This is a genomic window from Cytobacillus mangrovibacter (genome assembly GCF_042865275.1).
GTDB classification, from domain to species: Bacteria; Bacillota; Bacilli; order Bacillales; family Cytobacillaceae; genus Cytobacillus; species Cytobacillus mangrovibacter.
Map to the genome: position 1 here is coordinate 145,652 of NZ_JBIACJ010000003.1, position 19,650 is coordinate 165,301.

13 protein-coding genes are annotated in these 19,650 nt (G+C 36.1%); 12 read left to right on the forward strand and 1 reads right to left on the reverse strand.

Going from position 1 to position 19,650, the window contains the following annotated elements; translation table 11 throughout:
- Window positions 1-89 precede the first annotated feature (89 nt).
- From ACFYKT_RS07145 to ACFYKT_RS07200, 12 genes are all read left to right on the forward strand, one after another.
- Window positions 90-416, forward strand: a complete 327-nt coding sequence (locus ACFYKT_RS07145) for a phosphoribosyl-ATP pyrophosphohydrolase (RefSeq protein ID WP_389217520.1) — start codon at window positions 90-92, stop codon at window positions 414-416.
- Window positions 409-2,856, forward strand: coding sequence for a DEAD/DEAH box helicase family protein (locus ACFYKT_RS07150; protein ID WP_389217523.1), 2,448 nt, complete (start codon window positions 409-411; stop codon window positions 2,854-2,856). Before ACFYKT_RS07145 ends, ACFYKT_RS07150 begins: the two co-directional genes overlap by 8 nt.
- A gap of 175 nt (window positions 2,857-3,031) precedes the next feature.
- Complete coding sequence (locus tag ACFYKT_RS07155; RefSeq protein ID WP_389217525.1) at window positions 3,032-5,050, forward strand: GmrSD restriction endonuclease domain-containing protein; 2,019 nt, start codon at window positions 3,032-3,034, stop codon at window positions 5,048-5,050.
- 766 nt (window positions 5,051-5,816) lie between these two features.
- Window positions 5,817-6,950: a glycerate kinase gene (locus tag ACFYKT_RS07160; RefSeq protein ID WP_389217528.1), complete on the forward strand. Its 1,134-nt coding sequence runs from the start codon at window positions 5,817-5,819 to the stop codon at window positions 6,948-6,950.
- A gap of 24 nt (window positions 6,951-6,974) precedes the next feature.
- On the forward strand, window positions 6,975-7,961 hold the full coding sequence (locus ACFYKT_RS07165; protein WP_389217531.1) for a 2-hydroxyacid dehydrogenase: 987 nt from the start codon (window positions 6,975-6,977) through the stop codon (window positions 7,959-7,961).
- Between the two features lie 489 nt (window positions 7,962-8,450).
- Entirely contained in the window at window positions 8,451-9,419 is a 969-nt protein-coding gene (locus ACFYKT_RS07170; protein WP_389217534.1) for an Rpn family recombination-promoting nuclease/putative transposase, read from the forward strand.
- A 106-nt stretch (window positions 9,420-9,525) separates the two neighbouring features.
- Complete coding sequence (locus ACFYKT_RS07175; RefSeq protein ID WP_389217537.1) at window positions 9,526-9,786, forward strand: hypothetical protein; 261 nt, start codon at window positions 9,526-9,528, stop codon at window positions 9,784-9,786.
- Window positions 9,783-10,166 carry an aspartyl protease family protein gene (locus tag ACFYKT_RS07180; protein ID WP_389217540.1) on the forward strand — a complete coding sequence of 128 codons (384 nt, stop codon included), beginning with the start codon at window positions 9,783-9,785 and terminating at the stop codon, window positions 10,164-10,166. Before ACFYKT_RS07175 ends, ACFYKT_RS07180 begins: the two co-directional genes overlap by 4 nt.
- A 306-nt stretch (window positions 10,167-10,472) precedes the next feature.
- Window positions 10,473-11,750, forward strand: a complete 1,278-nt coding sequence (locus tag ACFYKT_RS07185) for a hypothetical protein (RefSeq protein WP_389217542.1) — start codon at window positions 10,473-10,475, stop codon at window positions 11,748-11,750.
- The gene (locus tag ACFYKT_RS07190) at window positions 11,726-13,135 is read left to right on the forward strand and encodes a hypothetical protein (RefSeq protein WP_389217545.1); all 1,410 of its coding nucleotides are present in this window, start codon (window positions 11,726-11,728) and stop codon (window positions 13,133-13,135) included. Before ACFYKT_RS07185 ends, ACFYKT_RS07190 begins: the two co-directional genes overlap by 25 nt.
- Window positions 13,095-13,802 carry a hypothetical protein gene (locus tag ACFYKT_RS07195; RefSeq protein WP_389217547.1) on the forward strand — a complete coding sequence of 236 codons (708 nt, stop codon included), beginning with the start codon at window positions 13,095-13,097 and terminating at the stop codon, window positions 13,800-13,802. Before ACFYKT_RS07190 ends, ACFYKT_RS07195 begins: the two co-directional genes overlap by 41 nt.
- Complete coding sequence (locus ACFYKT_RS07200; RefSeq protein ID WP_389217550.1) at window positions 13,783-17,010, forward strand: AAA family ATPase; 3,228 nt, start codon at window positions 13,783-13,785, stop codon at window positions 17,008-17,010. The genes ACFYKT_RS07195 and ACFYKT_RS07200 overlap by 20 nt, the downstream gene beginning before the upstream one ends.
- A 126-nt stretch (window positions 17,011-17,136) precedes the next feature.
- Here the strand turns inward: ACFYKT_RS07200 and ACFYKT_RS07205 are convergent, their stop codons facing one another.
- Window positions 17,137-19,104 carry a methyl-accepting chemotaxis protein gene (locus ACFYKT_RS07205; protein ID WP_389217552.1) on the reverse strand — a complete coding sequence of 656 codons (1,968 nt, stop codon included), beginning with the start codon at window positions 19,102-19,104 and terminating at the stop codon, window positions 17,137-17,139.
- Window positions 19,105-19,650: the final 546 nt, after the last annotated feature.

Genomic DNA, 19,650 nt, shown 5'->3' on the forward strand with positions numbered 1-19,650 from the left:
ATCAGGTATCTTTATCTAATCTAAGCGAATTTTCACCCTACAACATATAATTTGAAGAGTGATTGTTTAAAAGAGAGGAAGAATTTCAAATGCCAACATACAACAAACTAGTCCGAGACCGCATCCCAGAAATCATTGAAAAAACCGGGAAAAAGTTCTCAACAAAATTATTAGATAACACCGAATACATAAAAGAACTCAAGAAAAAAAGCTTCGAGGAGCTTGAGGAGTACGTGAATACAACGAATAATGAAGAGGCGATTGAAGAATTAGCAGATGTTCTAGAAATTATTCATGCACTTGCAGAGTATCATGGCGCATCGATTGAAAAGGTTGAGGAGGTTCGCCAAGAGAAGGCTAGGAAACGTGGCGGTTTTAAAGAGAAAATTTTCTTAATTGAGGTTGAAGATGAGTAATGTTCAATTAATTACGAACCAGCTTGGTACACATTTGTTGAAGCAGATTGAAACTGCTTCTTCTATTTGTATTTTGACGTCCTTTACGATGAAATCTGGTGTTGACTATTTGGCGGATTCATTAAGGGCTGCTGCAGAGCGGGGATCAGATATTAAGATTTGTACGGGGGATTATTTGTTTATTACACAGCCAGATGCACTTGAAGCTTTGCTGTCCATTCATGAAAATATTGTGATTCGCCTTTGGAAAAGCAATGGAACATCCTTTCATCCAAAAGCCTATCTTTTTCAAACAAATGAGCATGATTGCTTTATTGTTGGTTCATCCAACTTATCACGATCTGCTCTAAGTCATGGTGTGGAGTGGAATCTCTCCGTCAGTAATCATACAGATACATATAATGAAGCATTACAGCAATTTTTACATATATTCTATGCGAATCTGACGGTTTCCTTAAATAAAGAAACGCTAAAAGACTATCGGGATGAATATGAGAAATACCATGAAAAGCATCCCGATCTAGCGAAGAAGTGGACGAAAACGGAGGAGCAGGATTTGATGCTGCCTTCCGAGGTAGATAACAAATTAGAACCTCAGGCCGTGATGATTCATGAAGATCGTGAATCATACGGTGAAATTCAGCCGCGCTTTGCACAAATTGAGGCATTAGAAGAGCTGAATAAGACTTTAGAAGAGGATTATAATCGAGCTCTTGTTGTCATGGCAACGGGTCTTGGTAAAACGTATTTAGCCGGTTTCTTTGCTCAACGGTTTAAAAAAATTCTTTTCATTGCTCATCGAGAGGAAATTCTCAACCAGGCGAAACGTTCATTTCAAAAAATCATGCCTGAAAGATCATATGGAATTTATAATGGCAAGCAAAAAGAAAGCAATAATGATACGATTTTTGCTTCCATCTATACGATGAGCATGCAGCAGCATTTGAAGGTGTTTTCGCCAGATGAGTTTGACCTTATTATTGTGGATGAATTTCATCATGCAGCTGCTGACTCGTATCAAAGGGTGCTCGATTATTTTCAGCCAAAATTCCTTTTAGGCATTACGGCTACTCCAGACCGAAATGACAACAAAGATGTCTATGCGATTTGTGAAGGAAATGTCGCCTTTCGACTGGATTTCCTTGATGCCATCGAAAGAAAATGGCTCGCTCCTTTTAAGTACTTTGGTGTATATGATGAAACGGATTACAGTCAAATTACTTGGCTTGGCAGCCGTTATGATGAGGAAGAACTCCTGCAGGTTCAGCTTCGTGATGAGATGGCCGAGAAAATTCTTCAAGCTTGGCTGGATAAGAAGCAGTCTAAAACGATTAGCTTCTGTTCATCCATTCGGCAGGCAAATTTTCTATCAGATTACTTTAATCAAAAAGGATATCATACAGTGGCTCTCCATTCGAAGCAAATGGAAGTGGGAAGACAGGATGCAATTGACCAGCTTGACAAGGGGCAGCTAGACGTCATTTTCACCATAGACCTTTTTAATGAAGGGGTCGACATACCGGCAGTGGATACACTGTTATTCGTTCGGCCAACTGAATCATTAACCATCTTTACTCAGCAAATTGGCCGTGGCCTCCGTCTGTATGATACAAAAAGTCATTGCGTTGTCATTGATCTGATCGGAAACTATCGCAATGCTGACATTAAGCTCAGCTTGTTTGACACTACGGAAAACGGAAAGAAAAGAACGCTAGAGCCAATGCTTCCTGAACTGTGTGAACTGAACCTTGATGTGAAGGTCATCAATCTCCTAAAAGAAATGACAAGGAAAAAACAGCCTCGGAAAGAGAAGCTTCTTCAAGATTATTTGGATTTGAAACTCGAATTAGGAAGAAGACCAAGTTATTTAGAGTTACATTTAAAAGGCGCATCCGATTCTGTCCAATATCGACAGGAATTCAAATCCTATCATGGATTCCTTGCCTGGGCTAATGAGTTAAGTTCAGCTGAAGAGCGAGTTTATGACCATTATAAAGAATGGTTCATTGAAACAGAAAAAACAGGTATGGCCAAGAGCTACAAAATGGTCGTGCTGCTAGCTATGCTAGAAAGAGGGCCAAGTCATTGGAATGATCCAATTACACCGGAAGAGGCAGCACCATTTTTTCATCACTATTTAATGGAAAAGGAACACCGCAAGCGTATCGATTTTTCTGACAAGGCTTCTAGACTACTTTGGAATTATGATCAATCTGGAGTAAGCAGCTTGATTGCCAGAATGCCGATGACTAAATGGAGCGAGAGTTCGAAAGGGTTAATAAGCTTTGAGGATGAGGTATTTAAGTTGGGGTTTGATGTTAACTATGAAGATGAAGCTGTAATTTTTGAATGGACGAAGGAGATATGTGAGTATCGATTGCATTATCATTTTGAAAGAAAAGGGAATGTAAGTGGGGGGATGACGAATTATAAATATTAAACAATAAGAGCTAATTATTTAATAGCTTGTATTTTCATTAGTTTACTTTTAGTGGAAATTTGAATAATCATTTATGATGAAAGATTTTATTCATAGAAACAATAAAGAAAAAAATTAGGAAGAAATCTCACTGCTGTATGGGAAAGAACGATTAAAAAATAAGGGAGGAAATATTTTGAACACACCACAACAAACGGAGTCAATTAAGAACTTAGTAGAAAATATTGATAAAGGAAATATTGTACTGCCTGAATTTCAGAGAGATTTTGTTTGGGAAATTAAAAAGACTTGTGAGCTTTTCGATTCTATAGTTAGGGATATTTTTATTGGGTCAATTATTTATGGAAAACCGACTTTTGAAATTACAGTTAGAGAGATTGATACTAGACCAAGGAAAGGCCAGGGAAGTCGTAGAAAGCTGAAAATAACATCTTTCGATAAGGGAGAAATAAACCAAAAATCCCAAATATCTAACTTTAGATTAATACTAGACGGTCAACAACGAGCAACGTCTTTTTATAGAGCCTTAAAAGGGATAGACGAGATATGGTTCATTGCGAAAAGTGAGGATGATTTGGATAATGAAATTAAGACAAAAGAATACAAAGACCGCTCACTAGAAGAAATGTTGTACACTTTTTCTTTACAAGAAGATGAAGAGAGGATCTCAATTAAGTTATCCGAGGCTTATGAAATTTCTAAAGGTGATATGTTTGATGAAGATATTAAGGAAAACTTTTTTGATAATTTACTCTTTGTAGTAGCAATGAATGACGCAGAATTAAAAGATAATTTTAGAAGATATAAGACACTTTGCATGAAATTAGGGGAATTATTCAAGAGTGAATTACTTTTATCCTATTATTTATTAAATATGGATAACGAGAAATTTGCACTATTTTTCGAACGAAGTAATAGTAAAGGCATACAGTTAAATTTTATAGATATTTTAGCTGCAAAACTTTATAAAGGTTTTAATTTGAGAGATAAAATTGATGAACTAGAATCTAGGTATCCAAATTTTAAGTTTGATAGGGAAATTATTGTTCGAACTATTTCGTATATTGTTAGTAATGGTAAAGATATTGACAGGAATTATATTTTATCAAATCTTAATTATGATCATTTTAATTTATATTGGGATGATATATGTAAGTATTATAACCAGGTATTGGATTTCCTTTTTCAAGAAGATCTAGCTATTTCTCAGAATTGGATGCCTTATGAGAATATGGTAATTCCATTAATCATATTTTTAAGAGAGTCTAATCAAAATGACTTTTCCCAAATGAATGAATGGCAGTATGAATTTATTAAATATTGGTATTGGGCATCGATTTTATCACAAAGGTATTCTTCAGGGTCTAATGAGGCAATATTGCAAGACTCAAATGTACTTAAAAGTATTGCGAAAGGCATAAAAATAACTGATAGGGTTTTCTTTACACGATTAAAATCCCAAATAGATTCATATGAAGATATTTTTTCATATTCAAGGAAAGTTAATGTGATTTACAAGGGAATCCTAAATTTAATCAATTATAATTCAATGGGATTAACGGATTGGAATAATTCAAGTAAGTTGTCATTTAGTAAAAAGTTAGAGGATCATCATATCTTTCCTAAGGAATATATTAAACAGCAATTTAAAAATGATGAACAAGCGATTTCCTTAATGGATTGTGTTGCAAATAGAACCCTAATTCCTAAAATCACTAATATTAAAGTTGGTAAAAAGAAACCGTCCCGATATATGACAGAGCTTAAAGCATCGAATGAAAAATTGGATAGCACACTTAAAGAACATTTAGTACCAACTGAAATAGTAGAGGGATTATATGATGAGTTTTTTAATGAGTTTATAGAAGAAAGAGCAAAATTAATATTTGATTTAATTAAAAAGACCATAATTGAGAAGGAAAAACAAATAATAGACCAATATTATCTTGCTCCCAGGGTACAAGGAAATATAAAGATATTTGCTACATATTATAGCAAGAAGTTGGAAGCTACACTTGATGTCGATTCACAAAAGGTTTTGCTTTTAGGAGAAAGTCATTCTGTTTCTTCTGCTGCAGATAAGGCTAAATATACTCTTTCTGGGAAAGGTGATACCTCAACGAATGGGTGGAGATTTTGGAAGTACATTGATAATAATGGTCAGGAAAGATACATTGATGAATTTAGAAAGTAGTTGCTTTAAGTTTAATTACTGGGGCTGAAGCTTTTACCGGATTATGTATACTTTTAGGTATAGCGGTTCACTGTCTATGAAATACCCAGCCCTGTCCTAGAATTAATTGGATTCTAGGACAGAGGAAATTGTAGTTTATCAAGAGATACCTTAGTGCAAAACCAAAAAATCAATGCTGTTTAATACCTGAATTCCTTCAACTTGATCCTTTATATCCAAAGTTTGTAAGAAGGGTTTCAAAATTGATAAAAAGTAGAAATATTAAACAAGTTAGAAGAGTTACAGGTACATAGTGAGGGTAGAGGTTTACTTATCGCATATAAATAATAATTCAATCAACGAGATTACAGTCGATAAGGAAACATCGGGACGGTTCTAATGTTTCTTTTGTTTCGCAAAACGAAGTAAACACTAGAACCGTCCCCTTATTTTCAAAATCCAAGTTTCGATCGAACTGGAATTTTTGGAGAGGAAGCTGTTTCTGCAAAACCTGCGAATATAAACAGCCGCTTCTCCAGATTAGAGGGTTAATGCTGTGAGTTGATTTGATCTTTTGTCGGAAAAAATGAAGACGAAAATATGGGACATGAAGTGGGATCGTTTCACGCCCATTCATATCGGGAAGCTGCGAATCGATCAAATTTTAAAACCTCTTATCCCATTCTATTTTGTGCTATTGATTGATATTTTGTTAATTTCATATTTACCGCAAATATCATTGTGGCTTCCAAGTGTCTTAAAATAGATTTCGTAGGAGGTTAGGTCTATGAAAATAGTTGTTGCCCCTGATTCATATAAAGGATCAATATCAGCTCGTGATATTTGTACTTCTGTAAAAGAAGGAGTATTGCGTGTTTTTCCACAAGCTTCAGTTATTAGACTACCATTAGCTGATGGTGGCGAAGGAACTATGGAGAACTTGACTTTTACATCTGATGGCAAGATTTTTGATGTTGAAGTAAAGGGACCGCTTGGAAAACCTGTAAATGCATCGATTGGAGTTTTGGGTGATCAAGAAACGGTTGTTATCGAAATGGCACAAGCATCTGGCCTACCTCTTGTTTCTGATAATGAAAAAAGTCCTTTGCTTGCTACAAGCTATGGGACGGGTGAATTAATAAAATATGCTCTTGATAAGAACTACCGTAAATTCATCATTGGACTCGGTGGTAGTGCTACAAATGATGGCGGTACAGGATTGTTAAGAGCTCTAGGAGTGAAGTTTTACTCGTATAATGGTGAAGAGCTGGCTGAGGGAGGAGGATTTTTATCAAGCCTGGATTATTTCGATGATTCATGTTTAGACCCCCGCATAAAACAGTCTTCATTTTTAATAGCAAGTGATGTGACAAATCCGTTATGTGGACCAAATGGGGCGTCTGCCATTTTTGGTCCACAAAAAGGGGCTTCACCAGATGATGTGATAATTCTGGATAAAGCATTATTTCATTTTAGTAAAATTGTTCAAAAACAAAAAGATGTTGACCTATGCAATATCATTGGTGGAGGAGCTGCTGGTGGTATGGGGGCAGCATTGGTATCATTTTTAAATGCTACGATAAAATCTGGAATTGATGTAGTGATGGATGCCATTCAATTTGATGAAAAAGTTAAAGATGCAAATCTAATAATTACAGGTGAAGGAAAACTAGATAGTCAAACACTGTCAGGAAAAGTGATTGCGGGTGTAAGTAAAGTAGCAAAAAGACATAATATTCCTGTCATTGCCTTATGTGGATCACTAGAGTTAAATGGTGAACAAATGGATGAACTTGGAATTAGTAGTGCTTTTTCAATTGTACCGGGACCATGTTCACTTGAATCATCAATGATGAATTCTCAAAAGTGGACTGCAGAACGGGCAGAACAGATTATGCGTTTGTTAAAAGGTTTTTCATAATGACAGAGGGGAAGGATGATAGGTTTGAAACCAAAGGTATTTATTACAAGAAAAATTCCTACTCATCTGCTAAATAAACTAGAAGAGGTATGTGAAGTATCGATTTGGAACCATGAAGATACTCCTGTCCCACGCAAAGTCTTAGAGGAAAAAATAGTCGATGCTGTCGGATTATTTTGTTTGCTGACTGAGACAATTGACGAGGAATTACTTCAAAAAGCTGATAACCTTAAAGTAATTAGCAATATGGCGGTAGGCTATAATAACATCAATGTTGATGCAGCATCTAAAAAGGGAATCATCGTTACAAATACTCCGGGAGTTTTAACAGAAACAACAGCAGATTTAACCTTTGCCCTATTAATGGCTACTGCTAGAAGAATTCCAGAAGCATCCGATTATCTAAGAGATGGAAAATGGAGTACATGGTCTCCGATGCAGCTTACCGGGCAAGATATCTATAATTCTACGATAGGTATTATCGGTCTAGGAAGAATTGGAGAGGCACTGGCAAAGAGGGCAAAAGGATTCAATATGAATATACTGTATTATAATAGAAGCAGAAAGCTAGAAGCCGAAAAGGAATTAGGTTTACAGTATTCGACGCTAGAGAATCTATTAAAAGAGTCAGATTATGTCTGCATTATGACTCCTTATACACCAGAAACGAAAAATATGATTAGGAAAGAACATTTTAAGTTGATGAAAGATACTTCGATCATCATAAATACTGCTCGCGGAGGAATAGTGAACGAAAATGATCTCTATCATGCCCTAGATAATGGTGAAATTTGGGCAGCTGGTCTAGACGTATTTGAACAAGAACCCGTTCCAATGGATCATCCATTGCTGACAATGCCTAATGTTGTAACACTCCCACACATAGGAAGCGCGAGTATCGCAACCCGAATAAAAATGGCAAATGTAGCAGTGAATAATATGCTTCAGGCATTGAATGGGGAAATCCCGGAAAATATTGTGAATAAAGAGTTGGGGAAGTTTAATAATTGACTAAAAGAGGTGCTGAGAAAATTAGCGCCTTTTTTTAATAAAGTAATCACCCTTATCCAGAGCATGATTGAAAAGGAATATTTAGAAGCTATTAAAAATAGTGACGAACTGATTGTCGGACTTGAAGGAATTCCTACATTACTAATTACATGATGAAAAGATACTTCCACGGGGTATCTTTTCATCATGTTAGTAGTGTTGCAATTGGAGGAGAATAAGAAGACCCATATCATATACTAATATATTTAGGGAAAGTGTATGTTCAAGCAGGAATTCCTGAAGTATTTGTCGAAAGGGCTAGAAAAAGAAAGGAGATGTTTAAATGGTGAAAAAATACATATATCCTTTTCCATGACTCTACTAAATTGTAAATGAATTAGTAAACCAGCCCATTTTTGTGTACCCCTTTTATAAATATATTTAACCGTTCCTCTGAAGAACAACCACAATAATATTTATTAAATAATTTCCCCGAAAGGATGACTCCATATGACAAAAGAATACCTCGATTTAAAAATGGATTTCATGTTTAAACAATTATTTGGTGATTCTAGGAGAAAAAACATTACCATTGCCTTCTTAAATGATTTACTTCATCGAAAAGGAAATGACCGAATTGTTGACGTGCAATTTGAAAATACGGAACAGATCAAGGAGGATCCTGATGGAAAAACAAGCAGATTGGATATACTAGTATTTACTTCTACTGGTGAAAGAATCAATGTCGAAATCCAATTAGCGAACCAGCATGATATGGCAGAACGTGTGCTTTTTTACTGGTCTAAATTATTTTCTGGTTCTTTAGCTGCTGGAGAAAATTATCGACAATTGCCCCCTACAATTATGATAAGCATCCAAAACTACCCGCTATTTCCACATGAAACAGATAGCTTCCATAATGTATTTCATCTTAGAGAAGACACGGAACTTTTCCTGTGGTGCCCCCATATAGAATTTCATGCCTTTGATCTTTCACAATTCATGGTAAAATGGAGAAAATACAGACGTGAAATGAAAACAAACCCACCACCTGAATTACCATGGTTAATGATGTTAACAGCCGCTGATTATGAAAAGAAAACCGGTGATGACGAAATTTTTCATGACTTGGAGGAGTTAGCCATGAACGAACAAGAAGTACGTGAAGCACTGATTGAATGGGAAAATCTAAGTGCTAATAAAGAAAATAAAATGTTATATGAGGCTAAATTGAAATACTTACGTGATCAGCTCTCAAACATTAGAGGGGAAAGGCGGTTAGGGAGAGAAGAAGGGATTGAGGAAGGATATAAAAAGGGAATTCAAGTTGGGGTTGAAAAAGGAATAAAAAAAGGTATTAAAGAAGGAATGGCATGTCTTGTAAGGAAAATGGAGGAAAGCGGCTTGTCTATTTCAGATATCGTCAGCATGACAGGACTGAAAGAGGAAGAAGTAAAGGAAATGTTGATAGATACATGAAAATTAAGTGGTTCTATTGCAAAAATCCATGACCACGAATAAAACTCAATCAATTAAAATTGCTATAATTAAAATAAAATTAGGCATAAATTGGAGGTGTATATAAATGAAATGGTCTGAAGTACGTAAGCATTTTCCAGAACGTTGTGTCCTAGTAGAATCATTAATATCAGAAACAAGAGGAAAAGAAAGAATCATCAAGGAAATGTCTGTAATTGATGACTTTGAGAACGGCAATGCAGCATGGAGAGTGTATAAAAAATTACATGCAGAAAATACAAATCGAGAATTATATATTTTTCACACCAATAACGAGGTAATAAAAGTAATGGAGCAGCCATATATAGGAGTGCGAAGAAGAGTATGAAATTCGAAATAAATGATCATCTGCCGCTAGTTGCTGTTCAGATTGAATACAAAGGAATGCAAAGGACTTTTACTAATGTACTGCTTGATACTGGTTGCTCTTCAACTATTTTAGATACGGACCTATGTGAAGAAATTGAGCTAATGCTCGATTTAGAAAATGCCATTACACGTAAGATGTACGGAATTGGTGGTACTGAAATTTGTATAGAACAAAAGGTGAGCGGCATGACAATCGATACGTTCCACCTGAGAGATTTCACTATACAACTCGGTGATGTAAGAGAAATGTATGGATTTGACGGAATCATCGGAAGTGATTTTTTTCTAGCAAATCAATTAATCATCGACTTTGAAAATATGGAAGTACGAAATAACTAGCTTAAGAGAAATATTACTACATCTATATAAATCTGCCATCACCATCCAATCCATGGAATACTTAGTTTTTCACCTAGGCATAGATTACAATCCCCCAAAGGCTCAATCATCCTTACACAATTCCTCTCAAACTTTTCAAATGACGTAATATCCTGGATTATTAATTGCAAATAGGAATGTTAATGTCAACTAATTCAGATATAAAAAGTAGATAAAGTACAATTCACATATATTGTTATTTTCTTTAACAGAAAGCTCCTCCCTACTCTATGATAAAATTAAAGTACGGTAGAGGGGGATTAGGCTTTGGTTAATACTGCATGGATAGATTATTTATATGAAAATATTTTATTGAAAGATGAGGAACTTAATCTACTTGATATTAGAGAAAATAATGGGATCATAGATATTCCTATCATAAAAAAGACTGCTAGAACTAGAAGGAAGGTTGCGATGTTAACAGTGGGGGGAAATAACCAAACTGTACCACCAATAAATCTGGTGAAAACCTTCACAAGCCCAAGAACTAAAAAACAATTTGAACTTGCAAATGTGATATATGAATGGATTCGAAATGGATGGGTCATTCGTGAGTATCGCTTGGCAAAAGACGAGCGAACGGTAAAAAGTGAGCAGTTTCGAATGGGATTGTCTTTATTCCAGTATAAAAAGCAAATGAAGGATCAACAAGAAACAGAGAAAAATGAATCCTTCCTCGAATGGAAAAATCAATGGAAACAAATACAAAAATCTACTTCTTCACTAAACCTAAAACGTAAAGAAAAGCTTAATAGATTAAATGATATTTTAGATGAAATGGCGACGAAGGGGAATATTGACGATATTGGCACTGCGTGGAGATTTCATAAGCAACTATTATTTTTACATTTTTTAGTTGCGTTTTATCAAATTTCAATGATCGAACATCATTTTGATTGGAAGCAGATTGGAGCAAAGTATTACCGGAAAATTGGTGGATCGAAGGAATTCGATGCCTATAAAAAGGAATTCATTGAAGTTGCTGAAGAGTTGCTTCAATATCCATTGCAATTACTAGGGTTAAGCAGCTTAGGGACGATTACCCCGATTTATTTTACAGGACCTATGCAGGGGCAAAGTGTTTCGTACAAGTATGGACCGATTCATGCAACAACTGATTTAGCGGTTTTTACTGAGGACTTTCAAACGGACGCAGAAGTATTGTGGTTAGTTGAGAATCGTGGGATTGTTACACGGATGGCTTATGAAAAGAACTTTCTGATCGATTCAAAGAGCTTTGTATTAGGGATTGATGGTCAATTAAGATCTGCCCATCGACGATTGATTGAACAGCTTGTATCAAATGTAAAACAAGTGATTATTTGGACGGATATTGATGAGGCAGGACTTATCATTGCTAAAGATGTAGGAGAAACCGTAGGAAGAAGTCAGGCAGTAACGAAATGGGTTGTTCCACCATTAGAAGTTGTTCTGAATTTAGAAGAGTTTCAATCAAGATATGAAGGGGCTATACAAGTTCAGAAAGAGGAACAGGAGCAAGAGATTGGGGGAGTAGAACGGTGGAAAAAATGGATCAGCCCCTAATTTCTATTTTTAATATGGACGCGGAGAAACCGGAGCTTCTCCAAACGATGCGTGACATGGCTGCATTAGCAGGTGTTTTAAATGAGTTAAGTGATAAGGAATCATTTCAGGCTCCAATGAATGTATTGCGTTTTATCCGTGTTATTAATCTCATTAATCAAGAAGCACTTGGGATGACCGATCCAATTGTAAATGAGGACACACTCTTTTATCGGTATCGTCACACGTATGGCTATGATGACGGGATGACGATTGAATATGTGAAGCATTTAACCTTTGTATTGTTGAAGTTTAATTGGATAACGAAAACAGCGAAGCGAATTAAGATGCGTGATCTTGGAAAAAGAATGATGGATGTTTTAATTCGATTGGCCAATGATTCGCTTGCTTATTATATGAATGACGATGTTGCCAGGTCTTTATTCCAGGCGAAAAGGGATGCGGAAATTAGTGAAGCCTATGATGACAAAGGCATTTCTGGTGGCAATAAATTAGCCAGTATGATTAAAAATGTTGAGGAAGCCATTTCGCTGCTTACTGAACGGGAGTTAGAGTATTTAGCTGATCGAAATGCATTATCCCAAGTAGAAATCATTCATCAATTAATGAAAGAATTAGAAACGAAAATGGTGGAGCGTCTAGCCAAATTTGAAACCTTTGATCAGGAATTAGTATTTGCCCCCATTAAACAGCGAGGTATGACAGCTATAAGTGCGGGAACAAAGATTAGTCTTGGTACCATTAATAAAATTCTTAAGTTCGCACACTTACAAAAAACAGATTTCATTGAAACGATCCAACCAGATTTACTAAGAAATTTTATCGTGCAATCATTTGACCCGCCTATTGGTTCAGAAATTCCAAATGCACATCAAATCCTTAGTTTTATGGAACAAGGTCAGTATGAGGACGAAGATTTAGATGGTCTATGGGTACCTGTTAAATTCGCTAGCCCCTTATCTCCAAATGCCATTGATGAGGGGATCGACCATATTGAAAATTACGAACCAATTACTGATGAAATTGAAGAAGAACTAGTGGAGGATTTTCAAGAGATAGATGAAATTATGGAGGATCATTTAGAAGAAATTATGGGTGATTCTAAATGGCAAATGACGAAGCAAATGATTCATACGGAAGATATTGAAAAATATCTTGATGAGGTAGAAGAAGCGGGATTGGATGAACTCGTTATACAAGCCGGTTCTGACAAGTGGAGTGATGTATTGAACGGCTTAATCGGTGTGTCTGCACTCGTTGCAAATAAAAAGGCAGATATTGATGAAAATGCAAACAGAAAAGTACACGGAAATATGGAAGAAAGAGATTGGAGGTGGACAGAAGATGAACAAGGAAGCTATGGAATTAGAAAACGAAGAAAATGATTTCATGAACGATCATCCTTTAAGTGCATTACAGTCCATTCAAGGATTTTTAACAAAGGAAGAAGAGCTTACATTTATGCAAATTTTATTTTCCTCCTCTGCTACCATTCGAATGGGGAATTTTGGGCTTTCCCGTAAAGAGGTAGAAAAATTGCTCGGTGCAAATAGTGAGGAAGAATTTTTTTCTTTTTTAAAACGAGTGAATCAAGCTGTTTCCCGTTACTTCAAAGTGATATATGATGAACGCAGAAATCAAGTAGTAGCATTGATGCATGTTCCAGCAAAACAAGCTAGAACTGTATTAAATAAGGAAGGCTTAGCCATTCTTATGTTTATTTTTTATCATCAAGAAGTGCTGCAGAATGAGTATACATTGTTCTCTCAATTAATCAATAGTTTTGGTCATGAATCCTTACAGGTGACAAGGAAAATACAAGCAAATTTAGATCCTTTGAAAAAAATTGGTGCAATCGAAATCTATGACACAAGCTCGGATGAAGAGGCATATCAGTTAACGGCAATTGGAGCACATCTTTTTTCTGATTCATTTTTAAGGAGATATGCTGAGTTCAGTCAATCGAATCAGCTCCATATGGAGGATGTTCTTCGGTTCTTTAAACGCTACAACATGAATGGAGGGGTAGCGGATGATACCATGGAGACTTAGATTCTCTGGGATCAGGGATTATATTCCAACCGTAATGGATTTATCCGGGGAGCATGATCATATTCTTATTTCCGGCCCTAACGGAGCGGGTAAATCAACGGTTACCTTTTGTATGGGTGGAGTTCTTTACTCAAGTAAAGTGGATGTAGATGGATTAAAGTCTAATAATCTTCCAGCTGATCAGACGTGGCGAGCCAAGATTGATCTTTTATTTAAAAATGCTGGGAAAATAAAAGTAGATGCCCCTCTTTATGTGCAATTTCGCTTGGAAATTGAGCAAAAGCCTGGTGATCCCATTAAAAGAGAGTTTTATATTGAAGAGGGGGACGAAATTGACAAATGGGAGCGGAGGACGAAATTTACGAGTGGCGGCAATTTGAATTTTGCGGAATACAAAAATCAAGTGCTGTATAAGTATGCGGTCGACCCAGATGCCTTTTATTTAATTTGGTATCAAAAAGAAGTCAATCAGTTTGCCATCATGCATCCAGAAGAACGGTTCCGAATTTTTAGCGAGATGAACGGCATTGATAAAATCCAGAAAAACTGGGAAGAAAGCAAAGAGCTTGTTAAAGAGACAGAACAAAGCCTGAAAGAAGCAGAAAGTAAGCAAGGTCTAAATAAAATGCATTTAAAGCAAAAGAAAATGGAACTGGATCGTTACCATGATCGCAATCGTCGACGCGAAGAAGGCTTTACCCAATATTACCGTGGATTAAAATGGCTGGAAACCCATTTTCTAAATCAAATCGACTCCTTAAAGTTGCAAATAGTGGAATTGTTAACGGATAAAGAGGAAAAGATTGATGCCAAACGAGTGAAGGAAATTCATTTCTCTGAGAAAAAGGAGGAGCTTGAACAATTCAGGCTGCTGCTTCGTCAACTTGAAGGCAGAGAAGATGAATTAGGGATTGAAGTAGAAGGAATAAATAATGAGCTAAAAATAACCAATGAGAAGATCGATGAAATATCTGAACAAATTGCCGAAATTACAAAACAAGTCGACCGAATTGGACTGTCAGAGGGTGACGTTCAGGTTAGGCTAAGTGAAGCGGAAAAGAAATATAAAGAAATCGATGCTTCAATTAAAGCAATGGATTCAAAGATTAGTAGTCTATCGAATCACCGAATGGATTTAATTGAAGAAAAGGCAACCTTGTCTGTAAAAATAAATCTGGATAAAGATCAGGAAAAAAAGTTTAAGGAATTAATTGACACCTATCAAAGCAGTAATGCCGTCCAATCTGACATGGATAAAAACAATCTTGAAATGGAGAATAACAAAGATAGATTACGTGTTTTAGATGAAAACGAAAGAAAGATTGATAGAGAACTGACACTGCTAAAAAGTAATAAAGTGTATAATCCTCGTCAGGAGCAGTCCATCCGCTATTTTAAAAAGAATCAAATAGAAGCCTACCCATTACGGGAGCTTGTGGAATTAGATGAGACGGCGAGTCAGCAGGATGAATATGTTTTCGATACGATCAAATACACATTATTCGTTAATAAAAAGACATTTGAAGCACCCAATGATCTTTATCATGTTTCATTGCCTAATCTAATTCCAGACAAGACCATCATGCATTTACCGGACAAGCATCTAAAGGTTAAAGATCGTTTAGAGGAGCACCTTTACCCCTATGCAATAAAAGCTCTTTGGTGGGTTGAGTCATTTTTTAAAGAAGAAAAGCCTTTAATTGTGAATGGCCAGCTTGTAGATGAAAAAGGGATTCGTGGACCCCAAGAGGATAAACGAATTATCTTAAGTGAGAAAGTACTGCAATTCCAACAAGGGAAATTGGAAGAAGAGATCGCACGGATAAAAGAAGAAAAGCTTCATTTAGAAGAAGATAATCTTAGACGCAATAATCGAAATTCGACTCTATTTAACAGGAGAGAGTCGCTAAAAGAGGCTGAGGCTTTTTATACGAAAGAAAATGAACGAGAATGGCGACAAAGTCAGTTTGATAAAGTATGTAAAGAGATAGAGACAATTGAAAAGGAACTTCAATTGATTCAAGTTGAGTTAAATGAACAAAGAAATTTATTCGCTCAATCGTGGCAGTCCTTATCCAATTACCGAGAGTATTTGGAAATCTACCAGCAATTTCGTAAAGAACAAGCAAAAATAGCAGAAGTTCAGAGGTTGAATAGCTTGCTAAAAGAGCTTAAGCAGCATAAAAAGGAAAAATCAATTCAATTAGATGAAATCTCAGATACATTAGATCTAAAAAGACGTGACGAAAAACAGTTATCTAGAAAACTGGAAGATTTAGAAGATGGTCTTTCTCAGCAGGACCGAGAAATCGAACAAATAGAGCGGCAAATTAAAAAAAGGTCAGAAGAGCGAGTATTAAATGAAGAGGGATATTCTCGTACAAGAAAAGATTTACAGAAGCTTCAAGAAAGCGCGAAGGATTTAGTTGCTAAGTTTAATGAAGAGGTTGGACATGTTGCAGAGTTGACAAAGATGCAAGCTGATGACCTATGCAATAATGGAAAATCAGTCTTTGAATTTGCGGTAAATCAAAAGGATATAGATGAAGCAGCACCTGAAAACTATGCAAAAATGAAAGAAGAGTATGATCGGTCAGAGAGTGAAGTGAAAAAATCAAAAATCTTATTAGAAGAATATTCGGAACGAATGGAACGATCGAAAGAAGACTTAGAAGATACGATCAATATGAAGATCATTGGTGTGAACCAGAAATTTGTTAACTATATGTCTTTATTCGGTTTTGAAGGAAAAATTGAATGGGATATGAACACCGACCGTCGAGGACAGATTCGGTATACTCTTTTTATTAAGGCAAGAAAAGAAGGGCACCGAGGAAAATTAGAAGATGTTAGTGTGAAAGCACGTGGTGGAAAAGTAGGAAAAGGTGTATCAGGTGGCGAGGAATCACTGAGTTCTTTATTGTTTGCACTCGCGTTATTGCAAACAATCGAGGCATCACCAGGATACATTGTATTAGATGAATTTGATAGTGCCCTTGATGAGGGGCGCAAAGACAAGGTTTTTGAATTGTATGAACAAGAATTACAGCGAAAAATGATTATTCTTACCCCAAAGTCACATGAAGAAGAATACTTGTATCGTTTTTCTAAAGCCTATGTCGTGCATCACAATCCAAACATACCAAAAAGTACTGTGTTTAAAGTGAAGCGGGTTAGGGACAAGGGGAATGATTTGTCGTATATATAGGTCAAATCCCAGATAAACGACCCATTCCTTCACCTGTAAAACTTAAACACTTCTTTAGAAACAAAAAACTGTCTAACAAGTGTATTACTAGTTAGACAGTTTTTATTAATAGTTATCCTTTTAGAGTTAAAGTTTAAACTTCGAAATCAATGTATTCAATTCTTCAGACATAGAAGAAAGGGATTTGGCTGATACAGAAATATCCTCCATTGTCGCTAACTGTTCCTCTGAAGATGCGGCTACTTCTTCTGACATTGCTGCATTTCCTTGTGCAATGGTAGACATCTCATTCGCTGTAGAAGTAATTTCTTGAATAGCTGCTGACATTTGTTGGGCAGTAGCAGAGATATCCTCCATCTGTGGAGTCACTTCTTTTGTACTTTGAAGAATGAGATTAAATTTCTCAATTGCTTCGTGGGATACTTCTACGCCTGTCTGGACATCATCTGTCACACGAGCCATGATTTGAACAGAGCTTTCAGTATCCTTTTGAATTCCTTGGATAATCTCATGGATTTGTCCTGCAGAGTTTTGGGATTGTTCTGCAAGTTTTCGTACTTCATCCGCAACAACCGCAAATCCCTTTCCGTGCTCCCCAGCCCTTGCTGCTTCTATTGCTGCGTTTAAAGCAAGAAGATTGGTTTGATTCGAAATGCCAGTAATTACATCCAAAATGGACCTTACTTCTTTAGAGCGTTCATGCAAAGATGTAATCATTTTATTGGATTCCTTTACCGAGTCATGAATAGAATTCATTTGAGCTACCGTATTCGTGACTGCCTGTCCTCCCATTTCTGCTTGAATCGTTGTATGATTAGCAAGTTCGGAAACCTTCATAGAATGGGATGCAATAAGAACAGCATTTTCAGAGGCTTCGGCTAATACTTTTGCAATTTGTTCGACTCCATCTGTCTGTTTTTCTGCACTGCTCGCAACTTCTTGAATCGAAGCAGCCACCTGTTCTGTAGCATTTGCTGTTTGTTCCGCACTTGCAGTTAGTTCTTCTGCAGAAGCTGAAACCTGTTCAGCATGCTGTCCAACTTCCTGAACCAAGATACTGAGACTTTCCTGCATATCATTAAAGGCATTTCCTAATTGACCAATCTCATCATTGGATTGAACAACCACATGTTGTGTTAAATCACCTTTACTAATGGTGATCGCCGTTTCTTTTAACTCCTTGATCGGTTTAATGATGGATTTTATGATAAATAAAACTAGTAACGCACCGATTATGAAAGCAACTGCAATGACTAATACTGTTTTTTGAAAAATAGGTGCAGCTGCATCACTAATCTCTGAAGAATAAAGATTTCCGCCAATTTTCCATCCTGTCATCTCATTAGTCACAAATTTCATTACTTGATTTTTTCCATCCACCACATAGTCAAACTGATCTTCTTCTTGCTCAAACATTTTATTATAGAAGCTTTCTTTTGCTTCATCACCAGGACTATTTGTCGGGTGTACAATGAATTTTTTATTTTTATCTAGAATCAGCGCATATCCTTTTTCGCCAATTTTTATTTGCTTTGTAAGCTCTTGCAGGTAACTTAAACGGATATCAACACCCACAACACCTGATCCATCTTTTGCTGTTTTAGATACAGTTACGACTATGTCTCCTGTACTTGCAGCAATGTAAGGAGCGGATACGACTACTTCACCCTTTTTCTCAATCGCTTCTTTATACCAATCTCTTTTTCTAGGATCATAGTCATCTGGCATCTTTACTTTTGGTTCCCGTATAAATAATCCCTCATCGGTCCCAGCGTAGATGCTTAGAGCTTCAGGGTGCAATTGAACATACTGATTTAATTTTTTACGAATTTCGGGACTGCTTTCTCCTGCATACAATTGCGATGTTACCGTTTCTGACATAAATTTAATATCATGTACCTTGGGGTTTATGGTGTTATCAATGGTAAGATTTAATATATCAAGATTCTCTCCAATTCCATCTAACACCTGATGTTCAACTGCATTTTTGGCAGTTATATAAGCGATTGAACCAATACTAATGGCTGGAACAATCAGTATAAGAGCAAAAGCTACTATTAGTTTCGTTTTTATATTTCTAAAGATGTTTTTCATTCTAAGGCCTCTTTTCCATTTTTTATTCTTATCTCGAAAAAAGTGTAAAATACAATAAACCGATCAACGCTTTTTGCATTGAAATAGCCACTCTTGAAAGTGGCTATTTCATCTATTATCACAAATGGTTTTGTTTTAGAATTCCTATGTTTAGAAGATTGATTTCTTTGATCCCTCACTTTATCAAGTTCGTTCATGCACTTTCATGCCTATTAAGCTGCCTAATTATACGATAGTTTGAAAAGATCTTGGTGAATCATAACTATCACTGCCATTTCTGAACTTCATATACAATCTGGTGAAATCGCTCTCTTTTTTTCAAAACAAAAAACTATTCTCGTATCGTGAATAGCCAAAGGGTTTTAATTTAATAATTTTCAAAAAAATTGTACCGAGTACTTGTAGTTATTAGCTTACATGACTGTCACTTATCTCCAATGCTGTATAATATAATGAATTGAATGCAGTTTTTTTATTCTATAAATATAGGTACAATTGACCAACTGCTAAATTATAAATCTGTTTTCTTGGTTTTTCAACAAGTTT